Origin of the sequence: Pseudomonas sp. MIL9 (assembly GCF_016887925.1) — a bacterium.
Classification (GTDB): Bacteria; Pseudomonadota; Gammaproteobacteria; order Pseudomonadales; family Pseudomonadaceae; genus Aquipseudomonas; species Aquipseudomonas mohnii.
In genome coordinates this window covers 1-24528 of the sequence record NZ_JAFEHE010000041.1, presented here as the reverse complement: position 1 = coordinate 24528, position 24528 = coordinate 1, and the positions used below count along the sequence as shown (strand labels likewise).

At 58.4% G+C, this 24528-nt stretch carries 27 protein-coding genes; 18 read left to right on the top strand and 9 right to left on the bottom strand.

The genetic code is table 11. From position 1 onward, the window contains the following. Window positions 1-246 precede the first annotated feature (246 nt). Entirely contained in the window at window positions 247-450 is a 204-nt protein-coding gene (locus JQF37_RS30755; protein ID WP_130211567.1) for a hypothetical protein, read from the top strand. Window positions 451-604: 154 nt separating this feature from the next. Here JQF37_RS30755 and JQF37_RS30750 read toward each other — a convergent pair whose 3' ends face one another. Beyond that, window positions 605-1492: a LysR substrate-binding domain-containing protein gene (locus tag JQF37_RS30750; RefSeq protein WP_130211566.1), complete on the bottom strand. Its 888-nt coding sequence runs from the start codon at window positions 1490-1492 to the stop codon at window positions 605-607. Window positions 1493-1600: 108 nt separating this feature from the next. Between JQF37_RS30750 and JQF37_RS30745 the strand changes: the two genes are divergently transcribed. The 6 genes from JQF37_RS30745 (at window position 1601) to JQF37_RS30720 (ending at window position 4898) form a co-directional block, all read left to right on the top strand. Next, the gene (locus tag JQF37_RS30745) at window positions 1601-1936 is read left to right on the top strand and encodes a carboxymuconolactone decarboxylase family protein (protein ID WP_130211565.1); all 336 of its coding nucleotides are present in this window, start codon (window positions 1601-1603) and stop codon (window positions 1934-1936) included. Window positions 1937-1942: 6 nt separating this feature from the next. Next, entirely contained in the window at window positions 1943-2317 is a 375-nt protein-coding gene (locus tag JQF37_RS30740; protein ID WP_130211564.1) for a tautomerase family protein, read from the top strand. A 110-nt stretch (window positions 2318-2427) separates the two neighbouring features. Continuing rightward, complete coding sequence (locus JQF37_RS30735) at window positions 2428-2757, top strand: DHCW motif cupin fold protein (RefSeq protein ID WP_130211563.1); 330 nt, start codon at window positions 2428-2430, stop codon at window positions 2755-2757. Window positions 2758-2980: 223 nt separating this feature from the next. Continuing rightward, window positions 2981-3373: a VOC family protein gene (locus tag JQF37_RS30730; RefSeq protein ID WP_130211562.1), complete on the top strand. Its 393-nt coding sequence runs from the start codon at window positions 2981-2983 to the stop codon at window positions 3371-3373. A gap of 96 nt (window positions 3374-3469) precedes the next feature. Continuing rightward, a complete protein-coding gene (locus tag JQF37_RS30725; RefSeq protein WP_130211561.1) occupies window positions 3470-4342 on the top strand; it encodes a transposase in 873 nt (290 codons plus the stop codon). Window positions 4343-4736: 394 nt separating this feature from the next. Beyond that, window positions 4737-4898 (top strand): hypothetical protein, encoded by a 162-nt coding sequence (locus JQF37_RS30720; protein WP_189340529.1) that lies wholly within the window; start codon window positions 4737-4739, stop codon window positions 4896-4898. Window positions 4899-5557: 659 nt separating this feature from the next. Here the strand turns inward: JQF37_RS30720 and JQF37_RS30715 are convergent. Then, window positions 5558-6421 carry a LysR substrate-binding domain-containing protein gene (locus tag JQF37_RS30715; RefSeq protein WP_130211560.1) on the bottom strand — a complete coding sequence of 288 codons (864 nt, stop codon included), beginning with the start codon at window positions 6419-6421 and terminating at the stop codon, window positions 5558-5560. A gap of 135 nt (window positions 6422-6556) precedes the next feature. Here JQF37_RS30715 and JQF37_RS30710 point away from each other — a divergent pair, with 135 nt between their 5' ends. The 5 genes from JQF37_RS30710 to JQF37_RS30690 all read left to right on the top strand — a co-directional run bounded on the left by JQF37_RS30710 (window position 6557) and on the right by JQF37_RS30690 (window position 13702). Beyond that, window positions 6557-7609 carry an agmatine deiminase family protein gene (locus JQF37_RS30710; RefSeq protein ID WP_130211559.1) on the top strand — a complete coding sequence of 351 codons (1053 nt, stop codon included), beginning with the start codon at window positions 6557-6559 and terminating at the stop codon, window positions 7607-7609. Window positions 7610-7612: 3 nt separating this feature from the next. Continuing rightward, a complete protein-coding gene (gene aguB / locus JQF37_RS30705; protein WP_204149918.1) occupies window positions 7613-8521 on the top strand; it encodes an N-carbamoylputrescine amidase in 909 nt (302 codons plus the stop codon). A gap of 1 nt (window position 8522) precedes the next feature. After that, window positions 8523-9626 (top strand): extracellular solute-binding protein, encoded by a 1104-nt coding sequence (locus JQF37_RS30700; protein WP_130211557.1) that lies wholly within the window; start codon window positions 8523-8525, stop codon window positions 9624-9626. Window positions 9627-9674: 48 nt separating this feature from the next. Beyond that, entirely contained in the window at window positions 9675-10796 is a 1122-nt protein-coding gene (locus JQF37_RS30695; protein WP_130211556.1) for an agmatine deiminase family protein, read from the top strand. Between the two features lie 623 nt (window positions 10797-11419). Next, window positions 11420-13702, top strand: coding sequence for a heavy metal translocating P-type ATPase (locus tag JQF37_RS30690; RefSeq protein WP_130211140.1), 2283 nt, complete (start codon window positions 11420-11422; stop codon window positions 13700-13702). Between the two features lie 60 nt (window positions 13703-13762). On the opposite strand, the gene gstA is transcribed toward JQF37_RS30690, so the two are convergent. Beyond that, on the bottom strand, window positions 13763-14392 hold the full coding sequence (gene gstA / locus JQF37_RS30685) for a glutathione transferase GstA (protein ID WP_130211139.1): 630 nt from the start codon (window positions 14390-14392) through the stop codon (window positions 13763-13765). Between the two features lie 150 nt (window positions 14393-14542). Between gstA and JQF37_RS30680 the strand changes: the two genes are divergently transcribed. Next, on the top strand, window positions 14543-14893 hold the full coding sequence (locus JQF37_RS30680; RefSeq protein ID WP_130211138.1) for a helix-turn-helix domain-containing protein: 351 nt from the start codon (window positions 14543-14545) through the stop codon (window positions 14891-14893). A 209-nt stretch (window positions 14894-15102) separates the two neighbouring features. Here the strand turns inward: JQF37_RS30680 and JQF37_RS31765 are convergent, their stop codons facing one another. The 6 genes from JQF37_RS31765 to JQF37_RS30650 form a co-directional block, all read right to left on the bottom strand. Then, window positions 15103-15390, bottom strand: coding sequence for a cyd operon YbgE family protein (locus JQF37_RS31765; RefSeq protein ID WP_130211137.1), 288 nt, complete (start codon window positions 15388-15390; stop codon window positions 15103-15105). Beyond that, window positions 15387-15509, bottom strand: a complete 123-nt coding sequence (gene cydX, locus JQF37_RS30670; protein ID WP_047530299.1) for a cytochrome bd-I oxidase subunit CydX — start codon at window positions 15507-15509, stop codon at window positions 15387-15389. The genes JQF37_RS31765 and cydX overlap by 4 nt, the downstream gene beginning before the upstream one ends. A gap of 23 nt (window positions 15510-15532) precedes the next feature. Continuing rightward, the gene (gene cydB / locus JQF37_RS30665) at window positions 15533-16669 is read right to left on the bottom strand and encodes a cytochrome d ubiquinol oxidase subunit II (RefSeq protein WP_130211136.1); all 1137 of its coding nucleotides are present in this window, start codon (window positions 16667-16669) and stop codon (window positions 15533-15535) included. Continuing rightward, window positions 16662-18233 (bottom strand): cytochrome ubiquinol oxidase subunit I, encoded by a 1572-nt coding sequence (locus tag JQF37_RS30660; RefSeq protein ID WP_130211135.1) that lies wholly within the window; start codon window positions 18231-18233, stop codon window positions 16662-16664. Before JQF37_RS30660 ends, cydB begins: the two co-directional genes overlap by 8 nt. Continuing rightward, window positions 18230-18406: a cytochrome oxidase putative small subunit CydP gene (cydP, locus tag JQF37_RS30655; protein ID WP_047530293.1), complete on the bottom strand. Its 177-nt coding sequence runs from the start codon at window positions 18404-18406 to the stop codon at window positions 18230-18232. The genes JQF37_RS30660 and cydP overlap by 4 nt, the downstream gene beginning before the upstream one ends. Before the next feature lie 179 nt (window positions 18407-18585). After that, window positions 18586-19914, bottom strand: a complete 1329-nt coding sequence (locus JQF37_RS30650; protein ID WP_204149917.1) for a sigma 54-interacting transcriptional regulator — start codon at window positions 19912-19914, stop codon at window positions 18586-18588. 236 nt (window positions 19915-20150) lie between these two features. Between JQF37_RS30650 and JQF37_RS30645 the strand changes: the two genes are divergently transcribed. From JQF37_RS30645 to JQF37_RS30625, 5 genes are all read left to right on the top strand, one after another. Further along, the gene (locus JQF37_RS30645; RefSeq protein WP_130211133.1) at window positions 20151-21029 is read left to right on the top strand and encodes an MBL fold metallo-hydrolase; all 879 of its coding nucleotides are present in this window, start codon (window positions 20151-20153) and stop codon (window positions 21027-21029) included. Between the two features lie 54 nt (window positions 21030-21083). Continuing rightward, window positions 21084-22754 carry a bifunctional protein tyrosine phosphatase family protein/NAD(P)/FAD-dependent oxidoreductase gene (locus tag JQF37_RS30640; protein WP_130211132.1) on the top strand — a complete coding sequence of 557 codons (1671 nt, stop codon included), beginning with the start codon at window positions 21084-21086 and terminating at the stop codon, window positions 22752-22754. A gap of 28 nt (window positions 22755-22782) precedes the next feature. After that, entirely contained in the window at window positions 22783-23583 is an 801-nt protein-coding gene (locus JQF37_RS30635) for a sulfite exporter TauE/SafE family protein (RefSeq protein WP_130211131.1), read from the top strand. Window positions 23584-23676: 93 nt separating this feature from the next. Continuing rightward, on the top strand, window positions 23677-24111 hold the full coding sequence (locus JQF37_RS30630; RefSeq protein ID WP_103406900.1) for a YeeE/YedE family protein: 435 nt from the start codon (window positions 23677-23679) through the stop codon (window positions 24109-24111). Window positions 24112-24113: 2 nt separating this feature from the next. After that, window positions 24114-24528, top strand: a 415-nt coding sequence (locus JQF37_RS30625; RefSeq protein ID WP_204149916.1) for a DUF6691 family protein, incomplete at its 3' end; no start/stop codon positions are given.

Below are 24528 nucleotides of genomic sequence, written 5' to 3'. Positions count from 1 at the left end.
AGTGGTGAATAGGTTCTCAGTTGAAGGCCAAGTTCAGTGTCACGCTTCCTGAAAAACCGACTTTTTCAACAGAATCGACCCACAGCTGCCTTTCGAAAAAGACAGCAATCGATAAAAAAGTGGACATGTAGCCCCGAGAAAAAATTGTTTTTTTGTTGGCTATCCAGGCACTATCAGGCGCTTTCGAGCCTCGACCTATGATCCTCTACTACGCCTATAGCCTTTGTTTGATTGTCGGAGAGCTACATGGAAGCAATCGCACGCGCATTGGTCCTTGCCTGCAAACACATTGACGACCGGCATCACTTCGAAAACGATGATGACGTCGCGGCGCTTGAGGCGATTGCCGCTGAACTGAATGATGCATCCGACGCGGAAAGGACGTGTTTAGTTGAAGCGGCGAAAAAGCTTGGAATGGAGGCGTGGCCTGAAGAAATGGGCATTATCTAACACTGCGTATTCGACACACTCCCCTCAAGGCCCATGGCGATTTGCCCCTTTTATTGATAGCTAGCGACGTCTGCTTTTGGCCGATTTCTGTCTGTGGCGACCGGCTGAAAACGACCTTGGCCGTCATTCGAGTTGAACCCTTGGGTGCCTTCGATTATTTCGTAATCGTGAAACGATACGCCTGTTCTTGCAGGCTCGTTTTGATTAGTGCGGCCAATTGTTGGGCCGCTGGTGTTGGGTCGTCGCCATTGCTGTGAAGCACATAGCCGAGGCTTGGCACGGGGGGTAAGCCAGAAACAACGGTGAGATGGCTCGGCAGCCCGATGCGGGTTCGCAGCGTCAGGCCCAATCCGGCGGCGACGGCCGCCCAGATACCGCCGACGCTGGGGCTGGTCAGGGCGATCCGCCAAGGTATTTGCGCGGCATCCAGCGCCTGGGTGGCCGCGCTGCGTAATACGCAAGGCGCGTCGAACATGATCAATGGCAACGATGAGTCATCAAGGGCCGCCAGCAATGGCATATCGCGGGCCCCGATCCAGTGCATTTGTGTTTCGCCCAGACGTGTGGCGTAGGGCGACAGGTGCCCGGTGTCCCAGGTCAGGGCCAGGTCCAGATCGGCGCTTTCGACCAGAGCAAGCAGTTCGGCGTTACGGGCGATCCTGACTTCGAGATTCACCCTCGGGTAAGTCTGGACGAAGCGTCGCAGGATATCGCTCAGGAAATGTTCGCCAAAGTCCTCTTGAAGCCCGAGGCGTACGGTCCCGGCGGTTTGGCTTTCATGCAGGGTCTGGAAAATGCCGTCGTTCAGTTCCAGCAACCGGCGGGCATGGCTGAGCAGTGTTTCTCCCGTAGGGGTCAAGGCCAGTCCGCGACCGGATTTGGTCAGTACCGGCGTGCCGACCTGCTCCTCGAGTTTTTTCAATTGAGCGCTGACGGCAGACGTCGACCGACCGAGACGATCCGCCGCCTTGGCAAAACTGTTGAACTCCACGCCGGTGACGAAGGTGCGCAATACGTCAAGATCGAAGGTTGGGCGGCGCATTCAATGGTCCACTAATTCGGGATGATGGGCGCTATTAAATCTGATATTCGGAATTGTCGCGACTTGATAGGTTTCCCCCGTCAATTGGGACACCAGGGGAAAAACATCATGAGTGCATCGATGGTCACGGGGCGGGAGCACCAGAACAGCTACCCGCAGAAGTTTACCGAGCTGACCGACAACATATTGTTTGGCGACATGTGGACGCGTACGCAATTGAAGCCCCGTGAACGCAGCCTGGCGACGGTGGCCGCGCTGGTGGCGATGTACCGTCTGGAGCAACTGCCATTTCATTTGAAACGTGCATTGGATAACGGCGTGTGTGTTGACGAACTGGCCGAAGTCATAACCCATCTGGCGTTTTATTCAGGTTGGCCGACAGCCGCCTCGGCGCTGAATTTGCTCAGTGAACTACAGGCTTGCCTTCCAATACGTCAGGAGTAATCGTTGATGCCGTTTGCACGAATTTCACTGCACCGCGGGAAGTCGGTCGAGTATTTACAGGCGTTGTCTGAGGGTTTACACGACGCCTTGGTCGAGAGCTTCGAAGTGCCGAAGACTGATCGCTTCCAGGCCATTCACCAACATGAGATCGGCGAGCTGATATTTGATCCCCACTACTTGGGTGGGCCGCGTAGCCATGATTTTGTGCTAATCGCGATTACCGCAGGCCGTCCTCGAAGTATTGAGACCAAGCAGCGTTTTTACCGCGATCTGGTCGAGAAATTGGGGCGGGCGACGGGACTGAACGCGGAGGATGTCATGGTGGTGATTTCCACTACGGCCGGCGATGAGTGGTCGTTTGGAGGAGGGCGGGGCAACTAGCCTTCGGGTTTGTGCAGCGCCTGTATCCCATAAATGCGGGCCGTCTGTGTCTATCGGCACCATCGCCAGATTGATACGGTCGGCATTTATTGTATTTCGATGAGGTAACCATGGACCTTACTGCAATCCCATTCGGTACCACCGATTGGTTAGCGATAGAGCCGGTGACGCATGCCGGCCAGACAGGCACAGCCTATTGGCGTACCTGCCAGTTTGGTTCAGCGCGTGTGCGGATGGTCGAGTACAGCCCTGGATATTTGGCCGATCATTGGTGTTGGAGGGGGCACATCCTGTTGTGCCTGGAGGGTCAGTTGCACACAGAACTGGAAGATGGTCGTCAGTTCACGCTGACACCGGGCATGAGTTATCAGGTGGGTAACAATGCTGAGGGACATCGGTCATTCACCACCACCGGGGCGAAGTTGTTCATTGTGGATTAGTCGTGGTGGGCGGACCTGCATAGCGCGCCTACACAATCCGTTTGTGGCCCGTGCAGCCGCAATCATGGGGTCTGAAATATACGTGTGCGAATGACTGCTTCTGGCCCAGTGTGTATAAAAACAGCTTCCAAGACCGACGGCGTATGTTTCAGGCCAGGAGTTGATAACAGCCTGAAAATTCTTGGTATGGTGCGAGAAGGCTTCCTCTTTTCAGGACAAAAAAATGATTTCACATGTATTCATCGGAGTGAATGACTTCAATCGAGCGCTTGTGTTTTATCAAGGGGTCATGCAGATACTCGGACTTGATCTCAAGTTCACAGACATTGAGCGCCCATGGGCGGGCTGGAAACACCCCGACACTGCACGTCCTCTTTTCGTGGTGGGCAAACCGTTCGACGGCGAATCTGCGACGCTAGGAAATGGGCAAATGATTGCTCTGCTGGCACCTAATCGACAGATCGTACACAACGCCCATGCCTTGGCGTTGGCATTGGATGGAACATGCGAAGGCGCTCCGGGCCTGCGACCCGAATACCACCCGAATTTTTATGGGGCGTACTTTCGAGACCCTGAAGGAAACAAGCTTTGCGTCTGCTGTCACGATCCGGAGTAGATCAAGTGTAGGATCTATTTTTGGCTGAAATCGTGAACAAAACATTGTCGAGAACCCTTGCTTTGATCCTTGAGGATTTCATCTCAAGGATCGCCCATGAAGCGCTTTATCCAAGATGAACATCGAGGCCAAGGCACCTCGCTTCCCGAGAGCCTCGACGACTACGTCAGCGATACCAATCCGCTGCGCGTAGTCGACGTCTTTGTCGACGAACTCGACCTGGTCAATCTGGGCTTTGAAGGTGCCATTCCAGCCGAAACTGGCCGGCCTGCTGACCACCCCGCGATCTTGCTGAAGATCTACATCAACGGCTATCTCAACCGCATCCCGTCGAGCCGACGTTTGGAGCGAGAAGCCCAGCGCAACGTCGAACTGATGTGGCTGACCGGGCGTTTGATGCCGGATTTCAAGACCATCGCCAACTTCCGAAAAAACAACAGCAAGGCCATCCAAGGCGTCTGTCGCCAGTTCGTTGTGCTGTGCCAGCAGTTGGGATTATTCAGAGAAAATCTGGTCGCGATCGATGGCAGTCAGTTCAAAGCAGTCAACAACCGCGACCGCAATTTCACCAGCGCCAAACTGAAACGGCGCATGGAAGAAATTGAATCGAGTATCAATCGTTACCTGGCGGAACTCGATGCTGCCGATCGGCAAGAACCCACAGCTTCCGAACCCAGTGCCGGGCGGCTGGAAGAAAAAATCGCCAAGCTCAAAACTCAAATGAAGGAGCTTCAGGGGGAGGAGATGCAGCTTCGGCTGAACAATGCACCAGAGATGATGCGCGTCCGAAAACGGACGGTTGAGCATCCCTTCGCGACGCTCAAACAATGGATGGGTGCAACGCACTTCCTGACGCGAAAGCTGGCCGGGGTGAGCGCGGAGATGAGCTTGAATGTGCTCGCCTGCAACTTGGAACGGGTCATGAAAATCATCGGTGCCAACGGTTTAATGAAGGCGCTGTCGGCATAAAAAAGGCTGATTTTGGCCCATCCCAAGGCTGTAAAAACAACGTTACGTGTTCCAAGTCGCGACCGATGCGACTCGGAGCATTGACCGTGCGATCGCTCAGCCAACGAACGTCAATGATCCAAGGCGACCAGGTTATGAGCGTTTTTACACAATCTGGGCCAAAAACTGCCCTTCGCAACAGGTAGAAATCGGCCAGAAGCGGCCCTTTCCGGTCCGTCCTGACAGGCATAAACTCGCCAGCGTGCTTCGCTGCGACTCCAGATTTTTACGCTGAGTGGGTACCGATCGGGAATAGTTGGTGCCGATAGCTGGCGGTCTTTCAAGATTCGACTGCGACAGCCCGTAATCAACTTATGCAGAATCTGTCTTTGACGAATAACGGGAGCGTTTAGTGATGCAGCGTTCACGTAAAATCATCGCTGCCTCGTTCCACGAATTTCTTACACCTAAAAAATTGCAGCCTGGTGGGGCTGCGGCACCAGCTGGAAAAAATGGTATGCCAATGGACTTCAAGCGGGACTTGGCCTTGCTGCCCAACGCGACTACAAATGCCTGAGAAAGCAAATCCAACTGCGGTTTCAAGTAGCAATTAGTGCAAGCTCGCCAAGATGATGCCTTGACTGAGCCACCTTCCTTTGGTTCAGAACATAAGAGAGATTCTGTCATCCATGTTTTACGGAGCTGGCTGTCGAATGAGTCTTCAGGAAAGCAAAGATTCAAAATGTACCGAACATTGCGATGAAACAGGTCCGTTCCAAACTTCATGCATTGGTAGGTGTACTCCAGTGAGGTATCCATCGTTTCGTGCTTTTCTACATCATGCGGATCGCCCGGTTCTGCAAAACAAGCACCAGTTCCACCTCCCCAAGGGTGTCAGTCGCTTCGAGAAAGCCACGAGGAACGTGCCCTTTGTCAGGTGCCCAAACGAGAGAGCTGCATGCGTCAGCAAAGTTTCTGCAAGGCGCATAGGCCGGTTCGATAATTGTCAGCAGTTCACTACAAGGCTTCATTTCACCACCGGGCATGGCGATTCAGGTGCGGTAACAAAGGGAGTAGTAAGGTTTATGTACTTACTCAAGCAGATCAAAGAATGGTCCGTGTCCAAAAAATTGGCCGATTGCAGCCTGTAGCCACCGTTAATAATCGGTCGCCTCCAGCCGGTCACGACAGACAGGGGACGCCCATAAGCGGTCATTCATGAGTGAGCGTTTTTGACTAAGCTGGGTTCGCTGCTTCTAGGTTGCTTATCAACCAATCGATGAAGAGTCGTGCACTGCTCTCACTATCGCGATGGGTCAGCAAGGCCCAGTTCGGGCCGCGAATGGTTTGCTCTACTAAGGGTCGCAATAATCCGTTGGCGCGTGCCTGCTGGCTTAGCAATTGGCTTACCAAGGCAATGCCGATGCCAGCACAGGCCGCGTCAAGTAGCAGACCTGGGTCGGAAAAATTCAGTCCTTGATCCATTTGTCCTACATCAATGCCCGATTCCACCGCCCAGTGATTCCAGTCCATTTCCCTCTCGCCATGCAGCGTGGTGCGCTGTTTCAACGGAACGTCCCATAGTCTCGGATGGCAGGCCGGGTAGAGGCGGTCGGCATGCAGCACCTTGAAGCTGCATTCGGCCTGCGAGCTGATGTCGTCGCGCACGGCGAGGTCAATCGTCTGGCTGACCATGTCCGGCACTTCATCGGTGCTGAAAATCCACAGATCGACCTGCGGATGCTGTTGCCGGAAATCCGCCAGACGCGGCAGCAGCCAATGCCGGGCGAACGCCGGCGTGGTGTTGAGCACCAGTTGATTGGGCTTCTGATATTGCCCGAGGCGACGGATACCGACCGCCAGTTGTTGCAGCATCGCTTGCGTGGTGCTGAGCAGATCGTGGCCGGCGTCGGTTAGTGCGACGCTGCGTCCGCTGCGAAAGAACAGCGGTTGTTCGAGGTACGCCTCGAGGCTGCGGATCTGCTGGCTGATCGCCGATTGGGTGAGGTGCAACTCATCGGCAGCCTTGTGGAAACTGCCAAGGCGAGCAGCCGCTTCGAAGCCGCGCAGGGAGCTGAGCGGCGGCCAGTGCTTGAGCATATCGATAAGTTCCCCTAATCAGTTCTGCGCAAAATCCATCGTTTGTTGGCGCGGTTTCACATCATTAGCATTCACCTCACGCCAAATCACGGCAATTTCCATTGAACACAATGGCTTAATCGAGAGGTGCTTGTCATGCCGCGAAACGAGAATAACAACAACGCTTGGAAGATGCCTGCCGAGTGGGTGACGCACGCCGCCACGTGGATGGTTTGGCCGCATAACCAGGCGCTGTGGGAGTCGGGTTGGGGCGTGACGTTGGCGCAGGTGCAGGAAGACTTCGTTCGGGTCGCCAATGCCATCGCCCGGTTCGAACCTGTGAAAATGGTCGTCGATCCGTCGGCAATCGCCAGCGCCAAAGCCTTGTGCGGGCCGAACATCGAACTGATTCCGCTGGCAGTCAACGACAGCTGGTGCCGCGACTCCGGCCCGAGCTTCGTCGTCCACCCAGAGCGAGGTCTGGCCGGGGTGAGCTGGCGCTTCAACGCGTGGGGCGGCAAGTCGGCCCACGATCTGGACGAAAGCCTGGCCCGTCGCGTGCTCAATCACCTGGGCGGCGAGTGCTTCGGCACTGCGCTGAGCAACGAGGGCGGCGCGATCCACGTGGACGGCGAAGGCACGCTGATCACCACCGAATCGGTGCTGCTCAACCCTAATCGCAACCCGGGCGTGAGCAAGGCCGAGATGGAAGAGATCTTCAGTCGCCTGCTTGGTGTGAAGAAAACCATCTGGCTGCCGGGCGATCCGGATTATGTTACCGGTGACATGACCGACGGCCACGTCGATGGCGTCTGCGCCTTCGCCCGTCCCGGCGTGTTGCTGGTGGATGCTACTCACGATCGCAGCTCGGTATACGCCGAAGTGGTGAGGGAAAACCGCCGCGCTCTGGAACTGGTCACCGACGCCCAGGGCCGAAAATTCGAGCTGATCGAGCTGTATGAAGCCAGCGATGCAGTGGACACCGAAGCCGAAGTGTTCTGCGCCTCATACACCAACTTCTACATCGCCAATGGCGCGATCATCATGCCGGCGTACGGCATCGAGGCCGACAAGGTCGCGGCGCAAACCCTGGCCAAAGCGTTCCCGGGTCGCGAAGTGGTACCGGTGCTGATCAGCCACCTGGCCCATGGCGGTGGCGGTGTGCACTGCATCACCCAGCAACAGCCAGCCTGGCCGGTAGAGGGTTGATCGATGACGATGCTGAAAGTCGCCACCACGCAGATGCCGTGCATCTGGGACCTGAAAAGCAACCTTGACGGCGCCGAGCAGTTGGTGCGTGAAGCGGCTGCGCAGGGCGCCCAGGTGATCCTGTTGCAGGAGCTGTTCGCCACGCCGTATTTCTGCATCGAGCAGAGCCATCAGCACATGGCGCTGGCCGAGGAGTACCACGACAGTCAGGTGCTGTCGCGTTTCGCCGCGCTGGCCCGTGAGCTTGGCGTGGTGCTGCCGCTGAGCTGGTACGAGAAGGCCGGCAACGCCTACTTCAACTCCCTGAGCGTGGCCGACGCCGACGGGCGATTGCTGGGCGTGTACCGCAAGACCCACATCCCCAACGCCATCGGCTATCAGGAGAAGGAATATTTCAGCCCCGGCGACACCGGTTTCAAAGTCTGGGACACCGCGTTCGGCCGCCTCGGCGTCGGTATCTGCTGGGATCAATGGTTCCCGGAAACCGCCCGCTGCCTGGCCTTGATGGGCGCCGAGGTGCTGCTGTTCCCGACCGCCATCGGCTCGGAACCGGGCTGTGTGGATCTGGATTCGCGGGACCATTGGCAGATGACCATGCGCGGCCACGCGGCTGCCAATCTGCTGCCGGTGATCGCGTCCAACCGGGTTGGCGGTGAAGTGGCGGGCACCGATGCGGCGCTGCAAATGAATTTCTACGGCTCGTCGTTCATCTGCAACCACAAGGGAAAAATGCTCGCCGAAGCCGACCGCGCCAGCACCGGCGTGCTGGTGCAAAGCCTGGATCTTTCGGCCATGCGCGAAGATCGATTGAGCTGGGGCATCTACCGCGACCGTCGCCCGGAAATGTACGGCGCTTTGCTCAGCCAGGACGGCCGTCACCTTAACGCCCGCTGGAATCCTCAAGGAGTCTGATATGCACACCTCACACAAGTGGTTGCTGGGCGCTCTGGGCCTGGCGCTGGCCGGTCTGATGCCGGCGGCGCACGCCGAGGACAAGACTCTGCGGCTGTACAACTGGGCCGATTATTTCGCCGAAGACACCCTGAGCAAATTCACCGCCGAAACCGGAATCAAGGTGATCTACGACGTAATGGACGGCAGTGAAACCCTGGAAGCGAAGATGCTTGCCGGTGGCAGCGGCTACGACCTGATCTTTCCCGGCGACACCGTGGCTGAACGGTTGATGAGGGCCGGCAGCCTGTTGCCGCTGGATCGCTCGAAGGTCACGGCGATGGACGACATCGAACCCGGCCTGCAAAAACTGCGCAGCCATTACGAGCATTCGGACAAGGCCACGGTGCCGTATACCTGGGGCACCATCGGCCTCACCTACAACGCCGAGCAGATCAGACAGCGCATGGCCGACGCGCCGGTCAACAGCCTGGACATGCTGTTCAAACCGGAGTTGGCGGCCAGGTTTGCCGATTGCGGGATTTCGATTATCGACTCGCCGGACGAAGTGCTGGCCGTGGTGCTCAATTATCTGGGCCGCGACCCGCGCAGCGCCAAGCCAGCGGATCTTGCGGCGGCCAGTGATTTGCTGATGAAGCTGCGGCCGTACATCCGCAAGTTCCAGTCGCAGCCGGTGACCGATCTGGTCAACGGCAACCTGTGCCTGTCCCTCGGTTACAGCGGCGACATGACCCAGGCCCAGCGTACCTCGGACAGCGCCGGCAAGCAGACCCGCTTCCAGTACCGCGTGCCGCGCGAGGGCACCACAGTGTGGATGGACAACATGGCCATTCCGGTCGATGCCAAACACCCGGAGTACGCCTACGCCTTCATCAACTTCGTGATGCGCCCGGAGAACATGGCTGCAATCAGCAATTTCACCGGTTACCCGACCTCCAACGCCAAGGTCCGGCCAAACGTGGATGAGGCCATGCGCAACAACCCGGACATCTACCTCGACGAAGCGACTTATGCTCGTCTGATACCGGGCAAGGATATTCCCCAGGCCGACATGCGCGCCCGCATGCGCACCTGGACCAAGTTCAAGACCGCCACTGCAAAGTGATTTTTCCGGGCTGCTCTGGCAGCCCTTTACACCATCAGGAACGTACACATGCCAACTCGTCGCGAGTTCATCAAACAGGTTTCAGTCGCCGCCGGCTTAGGCGCTGGCGTCATGGGCCTCGGCCTGTCACCGGCGCGGGTACTGGCGGCCAGCGAAGGTCGCTGGTTCATGCCTGACGAGGGCGACAAACACGAACGCGCCTACATGGCCTTCGGCGCGCAGGACGCGATCTGGGAAGACTTCACCGAAGACGTCCAGGAAGCGTTGGGCCGGATCGCCCGCGCCATCGCCCGCTACGAACCGCTGACCATTTATTGCCGCAGCAGCGAACGCAACTTGGCCGAAGAGATCTGCGGCATGTCCAACATCACCTACCAGATCGCCAACCTCGACGACATCTGGATGCGCGACATCAGTGCCAACTTCGTCATCGATGACAAAAACGGTCTGGGCGCGGTGGACTTCAACTTCAGCGGCTGGGGCAACAAGCAGCAGCACTCGAAGGACGCGAATATTGCCAAGCGCGTGGCGGCCGACTCTCAAGCGACCTACCAGCGCAGTGAACTGGTGGGCGAGGGAGGGGGCATTGAAGTCGACGGCCATGGCACCGCGATCATGACCGAAAGCTGCTGGATCAACGAAAATCGTAATCCTGGCTGGAGCAAGGCCGATGTCGAGGCAGAGCTGAAAGCACGCTTGGGCCTGCGCAAAATCATCTGGCTGCCAGGCATCAAGGGCAAGGACATCACCGATGCCCACGTCGATTTCTATGCGCGCTTCGTCACGCCCGGCGTGGTGATCGCCAACCTCGACACTGACCCGCGTTCCTACGACAACAAGGTCACCTTGGCGCACCTGGAAATCCTGAAGAAAGCCACCGACGCCGACGGTCGCCCGTTGCAGACTCACACCGTGTCGCCACCGCTGAAACCGCGCAAGACCAGGTTCAACAAGGACAACGACGATTTCGCGGCCGGTTACATCAACTATTTCGTGATCAATGGCGCGGTGATCGCACCGGAGTTCGGCGACAAGGACGCGGACAAGAAGGCCTTCGACCTGATGAAAAAACTCTACCCGGATCGCGACGTGCTGCAGATCAACATCGACGCCATCGCTGCCGGCGGTGGCGGGATTCACTGCGTGACTAGTCATCAACCGGCAGCCTAGATAGGGCCACCTCTTTGCCAATCGGAAACGCGAAAGCCCAAAGCAGATAAGGTACGCTGGAAGCCAATTTTTTTGTATTGGCTTGTGCTTGGCACTGTCTGAATTTCGCGTCCTGTTAAAAAGGGGCGGTTGTTATCCCGTTTGTTACGGGAAGAACAACCAGTCGCTATTCCTATTGAGTATTGGGAAGCCCCAAGATTTGTTCACAGAGACATAAGTCGGCGCGTAGCGATGGAGCAAGTGTCATACAAAAAATCGTTTCCGGATGACCGCTCTTGGCCGATTACTACCTGTCGCAAACGACAACAATCCCTCTTCCTCAATGCTCTTCAACACAAGTTGTTTATCGGTTTCATTGAGTATTCGCTCTGTTCACGTCGCCCAGCGCAGTCCGGCGACCAATAAAATCTCCAGAAATCCGGCTACGACCAGCAGCAACCACGATGTGTTGTAAGTCATTCGATAACACCTTCCAGGCCAAAAAAATCGAGCCTTCCTTGCATTAAAAAAAGCGATCGCTGCGAAGTCACTAGAATCAACGGGGCGCGGTGACTCGGCACGCTGATGCACAGCCGGCATTTTTGCGTAGCACATGACGTATCCCTTTTGAGGAACCTACGACGATGTCCAACAAGTGGCTGGACCCGGCGCTATTGCTGCTGACTGCCCTGACACTGCTGGCGGGCGGCATTGCGCAGGTTGCTCAGAAACCTGACTGGGCGGCGATGTGCTGGCTCTCCGGGAGCCTGGTCATGGCCGGGGTGCTGCTGTTGGAGATTGTCAGGCGCCTGGCCCGGCGCGAGGCCGGCGTGGACTTGATTGCGCTGCTGTCGATCGGCGCGGCCCTGGTGTTTGAGCAGATGCTGGTGGCGGCGGTCATTGCCTTGATGCTGGCTTCCGGGCGCACCCTCGAATTTTTCACCGCGCAACGCGCCGACCGCGAGCTGCGTGCACTGGTCGACCGGGCGCCGCGCTTTGCCTGGCTGCAGGAACCGAACGACTTGCGCCAGATACCGGTCGAGCAGATCCAGCCGGGTCAGACGCTACTGGTCCGCCTGGGGGAGGTGGTCCCCGTCGACGGTCGTCTACTCAGCCCCACGGCAACGCTGGACGAGTCGGCGCTCAGTGGTGAGTCGTTGCCGGTCACCCGCCGGGAAGGCGAGGTGTTGCGCAGTGGCGTCGCCAATGCCGGCGCGCCGCTCCAGCTGTTGGCGACGCAGACGGCGGCGCAGAGTACTTACGCCGGTGTCGTGCGGCTGGCCGAGGCGGCACGACGATCACGCGCGCCTTTCGTGCGTCTGGCCGACCGTTACGCCTTGCTCTTCATTCCGCTGACGCTGCTGATGGCCGGGCTGGCCTGGCTATGGAGTGGAGACCCTCTACGGGCTCTGGCGGTGCTGGTGGTGGCCACGCCCTGTCCTTTGATCCTGGCGGTGCCGATCGCCATCATGTCGGGTATCTCCAGGGCGGCGCGGCGCGGCATCCTCATCAAGGACGGCGCCACCCTGGAAGCGCTGGCAGGGGCCAAACAGCTGTTTCTCGACAAGACCGGCACCTTGACCAGCGGGCACGCCCACCTGCAGTCGGTTGAGGTCAATGGCCAGGTCGATCCGCAGCACCTGCTGGGCCTGGCCGCTTCGCTGGCACAGGCCTCGGTGCACCCCATCTCCCAGGCCATCGTCGACGCAGCGCGCCAGCTCCGATTGCCGCTCAGCACCCCGCAAGCGGTTGAAGAAAGCCCGGGCTCCGGTCTGTGTGGGCTGATTGAGGGGCGTCGAGTACGTCTCGGCACGCTGTCTTTTGCTCAAACCGAGGCGTCTGTCAGCGATTGGGCCACCGCGATGCTGCGCCATATGGACTACTCGGCCTGCGGTGGAAGCTTCGTTGAAGTGGATGGGGCGCTCTGCGGCCTGCTGATTTTCTCGGACAGCCTGCGTCGGGAAACCCCACAAACCCTTCGCCGGCTGCGCAACAGCGGTATCGAGCGAATTGTCATGCTCACGGGCGATCGCCTGGAAACAGCCGAAATGATTGCGCTGTCGGCCGGCATCGACGAGCTGCGTGCCGGGTTGAGCCCGGAGGATAAGGTGCGTGCCGTACAGGAGGGCTGTACGCGCGCGAGCACGCTGATGGTCGGCGACGGCATCAACGACGCGCCCGCACTGGCGGCGGCCACCGTCGGCGTGGCCATGGGGGCCAGTGGTGCCACTGCCTCTGCGGAAGCGGCGGGAGTTGTGCTGTTGGTGGATCGCCTGGACCGTCTGGTCGAGGCACTGGAGATTGCCCGCCGTACCCGCCACATCGCCCTGCAAGGCGTGCTGGCCGGCATGGGGCTGTCGCTGCTGGCCATGACGGTGGCCGCCCTCGGTTTCCTGCCGCCGCTCGCCGGCGCCGTGGTTCAGGAAGTCATCGACGTGCTCATCATCATTAATGCGTTGCGTGCGTTGGGGCCTTCGGCAGGACTGGGCCTGCGACGACTGGCCGGCGAGCACATTGATCGACTGCAGGACGAACACCGCCAACTCGCCACTGTGCTGAGTGATCTGCACCAACTGGCCGGCGATTTCGCCCGGCGCCCGCTTGAGCAGGCGCAGACCGATCTGTCGGAACTGGTCGACAAACTGCAAGCCTCCCTGGCCAGCCATGAACGGGACGATGAAAACACCCTGTATCCGCTGCTGACCCTGAGCATGCCGGGCGAGGACCCCTTGTCGGCACTGAGCTATGGACACCGCGAGATTTTTCGCCACATCCATCTGCTGGCGCGCATGAGCAGCGACTTCAGTGCCGACCCGACCACGGTTCCCGCCGAAGAGATTCAGCATCAGTTGATTCGCCTGGATACCCTGGTGCAGTTGCACTTCGACCAGGAGGAGGAACTGTTCCGCTATCTGGACAGGCGCTGAAGGGGCTGGCGGGATACTGTTCAAGTGTCGATAACTGTCTAAATCGGTCTGTGCGTCCCTTCACGCAAGACCTTCTTCTCGCAACGCTTTCTGAACCGCAGGGCGAACCTTGACCCGGTCATACCAGGCACGGAGGTTATGCAAATCATCGAAGTGGATGTCGGCCTTGTAATAGCTGGTCAACCAGGCGGCCTGGCCCCAGCCTGTCAAGGCGAACAGATAGGCGTCCGCCACAGTGAAGGAATCACCCATGAGGTATGGGCGGATCGCCAATTGTTCGTCAATCCAGGCGAAGCGCTTCTCCAGCTTTGGCTTGGCAGTGTCTACGTATTGACCCGCGAGGGTTGAGTACAACAGCGGAATGTACCCCTTGTGAATCTCGGACGTCAGGAAGTTCAACCATTCTTGCAGTCGGTAGCGATCAAGGGTGCCATGGGAGGGAACCAGTCCAAGCTCCGGCTTCAGGTCAGCCAGGTACTGCACAATTGCCGGGCCCTCGCGCAGGAGCGTGCCATCGTCCAGCTCGATGGCGGGTACGTAGCCCAAGCTGTTGACCTCGAAGTAATTGGCGCCCGATTCGGTGAGGTGCTTCTTGTGATCGACCTTGATCAGCGTGGCCTCGAGACCCAGTTCATTGAGGATGATGTGAGGCGAAAGGGAGCAGGACGCGGGGATGTAGTACAGCTTCATTTACAGACTCCAGAGCATGAGTGATCGCTGTCAATTCCAACGCAGAGACGGCTTCAGCTCATTCTAGAGGTCAGGTATAAAATAGGAAGAACGCACTATTTTGTAGTATAGGTACAAAAAATATACCTAAGATCATCCGGGACTCTGACCATGAAAGACAACATATCAGGCTGCTCGGTCGAAGAAGCGATGCGTTTGCTGGGTGGCCGCTGGCGCCTGCTCATTGCCTCCTACCTGCTCGACGGGCCAAAGCGCTTTAATGCGCTCAGGCGGGACATTCCCGCAATTTCGCAACGAATGCTGACCATCGATTTGCGCGCCCTCGAGGAAGCAGGGCTTGTAAAACGGACTGTATTTCCCACTGTGCCCGTCACTGTTGAGTACGAACTCACGGTTGACGGACGGCGGTTAGAGCCTGTCATCGAGGTCATGAAACAATTTGGGTTATGGGTCAAGCGTCGCCAGTCCATTGATAGCGCATGCCCGGTTCACCTTGCGTGAGATAGAGGGGGGCACTGATGCGGCAGCAATCGGTCGATCTCAAACGTGCCTGCCGATGCCGGCGGATTCGGAGCTCTCTCCGAATTCCCGCCGGCTGTTGCATTTTTCGAGTGGTTTTTCCGCGGTGCCCTTCACGGGAGTGAAGACAAGATCAACGTTCTGTTGTCTTGAGGCTCCGACGCCTTGTGTGAAGGTTCAGCCGTCAGTCCTCAATGCAGAAACTTGACCCAGCCGGCCACTGCAAGTGCCGCAAAGCAAGTCCAGCCTGAGAACAGCCACCGCCAGACAAGCATCCGCGGGACAAAACCCACACCTCTCACAAAGGCCACACTCATGGCGACGAACAATGCCGTCGCCAGCGCGTGGTCAGGCCTCCCATCGGGGGAGACCATCATGGGAGGGTAGAGCGTACACGCGAGCATGATGACGATTGCGATAACCAAACTCGACACTTGAATGTGCGAGGAGGGCGGGGGCGTCGCGACACCCGGCGTCATGACAGTGTCTCGTCATTGTCGCTCATGGCGCGGCCAGCTTCGTTCTCGCCCCACATCGCATTCAATATGGCCAGTAGCAACGCGAAACCGACCCCCAGCATCCAGGCGAAATACCACATGTTTATTACTCCTCTGCCGTCACTTAGTAGGCGGAATGTTCGTTGGCTTTGATCTGGGCGACGGTGACCTTGCCGCGCATGACGCGATACGCCCACGAGGTGTAAATCACGATCAGCGGCATGAAGATCAACGTGGCCCAGAACATGATGGCCAGGCTTAAATGACTGGACACGCTGTCCCACACGGTCAGGCTGGCCGCAGGCACCGTTGACGACGGCATGACGAAGGGGAACATCGATACACCGGCGGTGCTGATCACCCCGACCACCGCGAGCGACGAGGCGATAAACGCGGCCAGTGTGCGGCGCATCAGCAGCAACAGCGCGGCACCGGCGGCGCCCGCCAAGCCAAGCGCAGGCAGCAGCCACAACGCAGGATAATGGCCATAGTTGGCCATCCAGGCCCCCGCTTCGCGTACCACGGTTTTGTTGAGAATGTCCGGCAGCCCGGCGATATCCACCACCGAGGTAATGCGATAGCCGTCGATCGACTGCAACCACACGCCGGCAATGACGAACGTGCACAGCAGCACCAGCGCCGCGCCAACCCCGCCCTTGATGGCACGGGACTGGACCACGCCTTCAGTGCGGTGCGCCAGATAAGTACCGCCTTGCAGGGTGATCATTGCACTGCTCACCACGCCGGTCAGCAGCGCGAAAGGGTTCAGCAGTTGCCAGAAACTCCCGGTGTAAGTCGATACCAGCATGTCGTTGAAGTGGAACGGTACGCCTTGCAACAGGTTGCCGAACGCGATGCCGAACACCAGCGGCGGCACGGCCCCGCCGATGAACAGACCCCAGTCCCAGGTGCTGCGCCATTTGGCGTTGTGAATCTTGCTGCGATAGTCGAAACCCACCGGGCGGAAGAACAGCGCCCACAGGACCAGAATCATCGCCCAGTAAAACCCGCTGAACGCGGTGGCGTAGACCACCGGCCATGCGGCGAAGAGCGCGCCGCCGGCCGTGATGAACCACACCTGGTTGCCGTCCCAGTGCGGCCCTACGGTGTTGATCGCAACGCGTCGTTCCAGGTCCGTGCGGCCTACAAAGGGCAGCAAGGTGCCGACCCCCATGTCGTGGCCGTCCATGATGGCGAAGCCGATCAGCAGTACGCCGACCAGTGCCCACCAGATAAGTTTCAGGGTGACGTAATCAAGCATGGTGGAGTTCCTTCATGTTGGCATCGTGGGCATAACGGCCGGTTCCGAGGCTGCCGGGCCCTTGGCGGGCGAACTTGACCATCAGGAACATTTCAACCACCAGCAGCACGGTGTAAAAAGCCACGAATCCTGCCAGCGAGCCATAGAGGTTATTGATGCTCAGGGTGGAGACGCTCATGTGGGTGGGCAGTACGCCATAGATGGTCCAGGGTTGACGGCCGTATTCAGCGACGAACCAGCCCAGCTCGCAGGCAATCCAGGGCGCAGGCAGCATGCAGAGTGCCCAGCGCAGCAGCCAGCGGCGGCGTGTGCAGGCCGACTGCAAGGTGCTCCAGAAGGCCACCCCGAACAGCAGGAGCATGGCAAAACCAAGGGCGACCATGATCCGGAACCCCCAGAACATCGGCGTCACGCGCGGTACGGTATCGTTCACTGCCTTGTCGATGATGGCCGGCGTCGCCTGGTTGACATCCTCGACGTACTTTTTCAGCAGCAGGCCAAAGCCCAGGTCGGTCTTGTAGGCTTCGAAGGTCTCGAACGCCGCCTTATCGGTGCGATCGGCCCGCAGGGCTTCAAGTGCATTGACGGCGGTAATGCCACGCAGAATGCGCGCGCGGTTTTTCTCTTTGATGTCATGAATGCCCGGGATCTGCTTGCTGACCGAGCGCGTGCCGATCAAGCCCATTACCCAAGGCACATCGACTTCCCAGTTATTCTTGGACTCGGCTTCGTTGATGCTGGCCAGCAAGGTCAGGCCCGCCGGCGCGGGTTTGGTTTCCCACATGGCTTCCATGGCCGCCAGCTTGGTTTGCTGCGCCTCACCCACCGTGTAGCCCGACTCATCCCCCAGCACGATGACGCTGAGCACGGAGGCCAGGCCGAAAGCCGCCGCCACCCGAAAACTGCGCTTGGCGAACTCGACATCACGACGCTTGAGCAAGTACCAGCTGGAAATCGACAACACGAACATCGAGCCGGTGACATAACCGGCGGACACCGTGTGCACAAACTTGGCCTGGGCCACCGGGTTGAACACCACCGCCCAGAAATCGACCATCTCCATGCGCATGGTGATGTAACTGAATTCTGAACCCACCGGGTTCTGCATCCAGCCATTGGCGATCAGAATCCACAGTGCCGACAGGTTGGTACCGATGGCCATCAGCAGCGTGACCAGCAAGTGGTGCTCTTTCTTCAGGCGATCCCAGCCAAAGAAGAACAGACCGATCATGGTCGATTCAAGAAAGAACGCCATCAGGCCTTCAATGGCCAGCGGCGCACCGAAGATATCGCCCACGTAGTGCGAGTAATACGCCCAGTTGGTACCGAACTGAAATTCCAGGGTGATACCGGTTGTCACCCCCAGGGCGAAGTTGATGCCGAACAGCTTGCCCCAGAAGCGCGTCATGTCTTTCCAGATGACATTGCCGGTCATCACATAGACGCTTTCCATGATGACCAACAGCCACACCATGCCAACCGTGAGCGGTACGAAAAGAAAGTGGTAAAGCGCAGTGGCTGCGAACTGCAGCCGAGACAAATCTACCAGGTGTTCTGAAATCACTTGCTTGCCCCTTGAGTCGAGGTGGGTACACCGAAACGGTTGCCGATAATGTTCGGGTCGACACTGACGTGCGAATCCCGGATGAACAGCCACCACAGCACTGTCAGCACCAGTAGTTTGATCACTACTGCCGTGAGCAGATGGCGGCGAAGTCGTTTGTCGGAAATGGTCATGACTTGCAGTTAGCACACGGCATGCCAAGGGGAGGGCGTCTATTTTTATCGTTTTAAAACAGTTACTTAGTGATCTGTGGAATCGGGTGCGGGATGCCTTGACAGGCCAATGCGCTGCCAACCTGTCAGGGTGGCAGTGATTGGCAGTTGTTGGCAGTCGTGCGGCGTGGCGCTATTGGTCAGGCCAAACCTTGTTCTTTCAATCGTCTGTACAACGTACGTTCGCTGATGCCCATGTGCCTGGCCAGTTCACTGCGGGTGCCTTTGAACGTAGCCAGTGCCTGTGCCAGCGAGCTGCCGTCGAAAGGCATTGAAGCGGCAGGGGGCTGAGGAGATATCGCCACGGGTGCCTGGGGCAAATGTGTGGAGCGGATCACTCCATCATCGGCGAACAGACTGGCTCTTTCCAGCACATTGCGTAATTCGCGGATATTGCCGGGCCAGGAATGTCGCTGCAGTTGTGTCAGAGCCTCCGCCTCTATGGTCAGCCGGCGCTTGCCGGTACCGGCACGTTGTAGAAATGAATTCGCAAGCAAACCAATGTCTTCAACCCGGTTGCGCAAGGGGGGCAACTGAATGGGAAAGGCGCTGATGCGGTAGTACAGGTCCTGCCTGAACTCGCCGCTCTCCATCATCTTTTCCAGGGGTTTGTGGGTCGCGGCAATTAACCTGAAGTTGGCGTGAAGGGTCTCGACACTGCCGACACGGCGATAGGTGCCCGATTCGATCAGGCGCAACAGTTTCACCTGCATGGCGAGTGGAACGTCACCAATCTCATCGAGAAACAAGGTGCCGCCCTGGGCCGTTTCAACCAGTCCGGGCTTGCGCGTGGTGGCCCCGGTGAATGCCCCTTTTTCATGGCCGAACAGTTCGCTCTCAAACAACGTTTCGGGCAATCCCGAGCAATCGACGACGACGAAGGGGCCTGTGGCCCGGTCGCTGTTTTCATGTACGGCGCGGGCGAACAGCTCTTTGCCCGTACCGGACTCGCCCAGCAGCAGTACCGGCAGCATGGATGGGGCCACCCGCTGCAGCTCCGACAGGGCAAGGTTAAAGGCCGGTGAGCGGCCAACCAGCCCTTCGTTGCTGGGTCGCGCTGATGCGCTGCGAACCAGCGTGAGGCGCTCCACATAGGCAGTGATGACACCGTGCTCGTCCAGAATCGGGCGCAGTTCGACGTCGACGTGCTCCGGACCGCGAGGCGTGTGGTGAATGTGCAAGACACGATCCGGTCCGCGCATTTCCTGCGCCTTTTTCATCGGACAGTTCTCACCCGCCTGATCACAAGGAACGTCGTAGTGGTGCGAGATTTGATAGCACTTATGGCCGATAAAGGGCTTGTCAGCGCTGCCAAACTGCCGCTGATAGGCCGTGTTGGCAGCCAGGATGTTGTAGTTCGGATCGAGCACGATCATCGGTTGTGGTTCGTGCTCAAGAAACGAAACCAGTGACTGCACTTGTTCCGAGTGCGGGAGTGAGTGGGTGGGGGTGGGCAAGAAAGTCTTCATCGTGGCTCCTGAGAATCCATCCATCCTGTTGTGGCACTGCCATCTCTGTCAACAGGCACTGCCAATGGCAGTGAATCCAGATGGATCCAGAAAAAATAAAACCGTATTTAAAAAATAAAACCAATTAAATCAGATAGATAGAATCATATTTTGGTTCTTTTTGGGTCTGGCAGACTTATTGCTATGTCAGTCCTTAGTGTGAGCGGCTTGGTAAAAGCCCCTAAGGAGACAGGCCAATGAGTGTAAAACTTCACGTCGAAGGATTCTTCGATTCTGCTACCAATACCGTCAGCTATCTTGTGCTGGATGAGGCGACCCGCCACTGCGCGTTGATCGACAGCGTACTGGATTACGACCCAAAGTCCGGCCACACCGGCACAACCTCTGCCGACAAATTGATTGCGAGGGTGAGCGAACTCAATGCGAGGGTCGACTGGATTCTCGAGACCCACGTCCACGCAGACCACCTGACGGCAGCGCCATACCTGAAGGAAAAGCTCGGTGGGAAAATAGGCATCGGCAGTCAGATTTCGACGGTGCAGGAGGTGTTTGGCACGCTGTTCAACACCGCTGGCGAGATGCCCCGCGACGGAAGTCAGTTCGATCACCTGTTCGTCAATGACGAACCGTTCACCATTGGCACGCTGCAATGCCACGCACTCCATACACCTGGCCATACGCCGGCCTGTATGACTTATGTGATCAGCGACGGCACCGAAACGGCTGCATTCGTTGGCGACACCTTGTTTATGCCCGACTACGGTACTGCACGCTGTGACTTTCCCGGTGGAAACGCGCGCACGTTGTTCCAGTCAATCAACAAGGTACTGAGCCTGCCGGCCAATACGTTGCTCTACATGTGCCACGACTATCAGCCGGGTGGCCGCGAGGTGCAATTCGTCAGCACCGTTGCCGACCAGCGCGACCACAACGTTCATGTGCGTAACGGCATCAGTGAGGAGGAGTTTGTGGCAATGCGCACAAAGCGTGATGCATCGCTGGAAATGCCGACACTGATCCTGCCTTCGGTTCAGGTCAACATGCGCGCCGGGCACTTTCCCGAGCCTGAATCGAACGGAACGCGCTACCTGAAAATCCCGCTCAACGTCGCCTGACGTTGTCTTTCCCAAATAACGCATAAGAAAAAAATTCCCATAACGGAGTCACTTATGGACATTCGCCACCTTGCGCCCGAACTGTCGGTATCCGAACAGATTTTTCCCAACCAATTGGCTGAACTGAAGGAAGCCGGCTTTCGCACCGTCGTGTGTAACCGTCCCGATGGCGAAGGCAGTGATCAGCCCTTGTTTGCCGAAATCAAACGAGCCGCCGAAGCGGTCGGCATCGAAGCGCACTACCTTCCCGCGGAATCAGGCAAAGTCACTGATGAGCAAGGTATTGCCTTCGGCAAGCTCCTTGAAACGCTTCCAAAACCCGTGTTGGCCTATTGCCGTTCCGGCATGCGCTCGACAACGATGTGGGCCCTGTCGCAGGCGGGCAAACAATCCCTGCCACACATCGTCGAGACGGCCAAGAAAGCCGGGTTCGATATGAAAGGCGTCATTCGCCGGATTGCCAACCAGGGGCGTACGCCGGTCGAAGTGGCTGAGGCGCAGCATGCCGTGGTCATCATCGGCGGCGGTGCGGCCGGTATCGCGGCGGCATCCAGTTTGCTGGCGCGAGAGCCTGGACTCGACGTCGCCATCATCGATCCGGCAGATGTGCACTACTACCAGCCAGGCTGGACACTTGTCGGCGGTGGCGTCTTCGACGCGCCCCAGACTGCGCGCACGATGGGTACGACCATCCCCCACGGTGTGCATTGGATCAAATCGGCGGTCGCCGCTTTCGAACCCGAGAGAAATGCCGTCATTCTCGATGGATGCAGGGTCGTGAAATACGAGCAACTGATCGTATGCCCTGGCCTGAAGCTCAATTGGCATGCCATCGAGGGGTTGTCGGACACCCTGGGCCGCAACGGCGTGACCTCAAACTACCTGTATCACCTTGCCCCCTATACATGGGAACTGGTGCAGCAACTGGGGGGTGGCCGGGCGGTTTTCACGCAACCGCCGATGCCGATCAAATGTGCCGGTGCGCCGCAAAAAGCCATGTACCTGTCTGCCGATCATTGGAAACGTACCGGTGTACTGGACAACGTCGAGATCGAGTTTTGCAGCGCCGGCGCGGTGCTGTTCGGGGTTCCCGACTACGTGCCCGCACTGATGGAATACATCAAGGCCTATGGTATCCACCTGAATTTCGGCAACACGCTCACCAGCGTGAATGGACCCGCACGGACCGCAACGTTCAACTGCGTTAATCCGGATGGCAGTTCCCATGTCATGACGCGCGAGTTCGATATGCTTCATGTGGTGCCACCACAGATCGCGCCGGATTTCATTCGGATCAGCCCTCTCGCTGACGCGGCTGGCTGGATTGATGTCGACCCTGTCACGTTGCGCCATAAAAACTGGGCCAACATTCACGCGCTGGGCGATGCTGCCAACTCCAGCAACGCCAAAACCGCAGCTGCAGCACGCAAACAGGCGCCAGTCGTCGCCCATAATGTGTTGGCGGCAATGGGTAAAGCGAAAGGCAGCGCCCATTACGACGGTTATGGCTCCTGCCCGCTGACGGTCGAGCGCGGCAAGATCGTACTGGCTGAGTTCACCTATGGCGGCAAGGTCGCCCCCAGCTTTCCATCCTGGCTGATCGACGGTACCCGACCATCGAGGCTGGCATGGCTGCTCAAGGAGCGGATTCTTCCACCGCTGTATTGGAAGGGAATGCTCAAGGGTCGTGAATGGATGGCGAAACCCGAGATGGCTGACGTATGAGATCAGGCCTGAAAACAAGGAGACTGAGATGATCGTCGTCTTACTGCTTGGGCTGACTGTCGGGGTCATTCTGGCTCTGACTGGCGCCGGAGGGGGCATACTGGCTGTTCCGTTACTGGTGTTTGGAGCGGGACTGAGCATGGCCGAGGCAGGGCCAATCGGTTTACTGGCGGTCGGTTTGGCCGCAACCCTGGGTGCCGTGATGGGACTCAGAAACGGCACCGTCCGCTATAAAGCTGCGCTTTTAACGGCAGGGGCGGGGATCGTATGTTCCCCACTTGGCCTTTGGCTGGCGCAACGCACGCCTAACCGTCCGTTGACGATCCTGTTTGCCTTCGTGCTGATGTACGTTGCGTTTCGGGTATATCAACGATCGCTGGCACCCTCCACGGAATCGAAGACCCCCTTCACCTCCAAGCCGCCGCCGTGTCAATTGGATGTGAACCGAGGAAAGCTCAACTGGACCGGGCCGTGTGCGTGGGCACTCACCTTCTCAGGCATTATCGCGGGAGGGCTTTCCGGCTTGCTCGGCGTGGGCGGTGGCTTTGTGATGGTGCCGGCGCTCCAGCGATACACCAATTTGACACCGCAGTCGGTGCTGGCGACGTCGCTTGCCATTATTGCGCTGGTTTCCATTTCCGGCGTTGCGGCAAGCTCGGCGGCCGGGCACTTGCAGTGGGCAGTGGCCATTCCGTTTTCCACTGGCGCATTGGTCGGGATGGTCGGCGGACGTCTGATCGCGGCACGGCTGGCGGGCCCACACTTGCAAAGAGGCTTCGCCGCCGTTTCCATCGTGGTGGCGGTGGCCTTGCTGGTGAAAGCCATTTAGTCACGTGCAAGAACCGTCCACTTCCAGGCCTCGCCTGCAATCCGGGACGTGCGCCCGACTTCAACATCAACCATTTTGCGCCGGAGAAAGCTCATGAATGTCGACTGGCTCAACTTCACTCCCTGGTCATCCCTTGCCGGCGGCGCATTGATTGGCCTGGCGGCCAGTCTATTCGTCGTCGCCAACGGGCGTATCGCCGGCATCAGCGGCCTGATCGGCAGTCTTTTACAGCGTGGGAGCGAGGGAGTCAGTGAGAAAGCACTTTTTCTCCTGGGCCTGCTCATCGCGCCGCTTCTATGGGGCTTGTTCACCGCGCTGCCACAGATTGAGTTCAAAAGTGGCTGGCTCGGACTGATCGCCGCCGGTGTATTGGTGGGCATCGGCACCCGATACGGATCAGGTTGCACCAGTGGCCATGGGGTCTGCGGCATATCGCGCCTTTCGCCGCGATCGATGGTCGCCACGGCGTGCTTCATGTTCAGTGGTTTCGTCACGGTGTTTGTCTTGCGTCATCTGCTGGGGGGTTGAACATGAGCAAACTGACCGCGTTCATTGCTGGCCTGCTGTTCGGCCTGGGCCTGCTTCTGGCAGGCATGGCCAACCCGGGCAAAGTACTCGCGTTCCTGGATCTGGCCGGTGCCTGGGATCCTTCCCTGGGGTTGGTCATGGTCGGGGCCATTGGCGTGGCCATCGGCCCGCTGACTTGGGCCCGCCGACAATCCAGTTCGCTGTTGGGAGGGCCAATGCAGCTACCGGTCAAACGTGAGTTGGACGCGCGCTTGATTGGCGGGAGCCTGTTGTTCGGTATCGGCTGGGGAATAGCGGGCATCTGTCCTGGCCCCGCAGTGGCCATTCTGCTGACAGGGCACTGGCAAGTGATCGTGTTCATGTTGGCCATGCTGGCCGGCATGTTGTTGTTTACTGCGCTGGAGAGCCGGCGCAGCC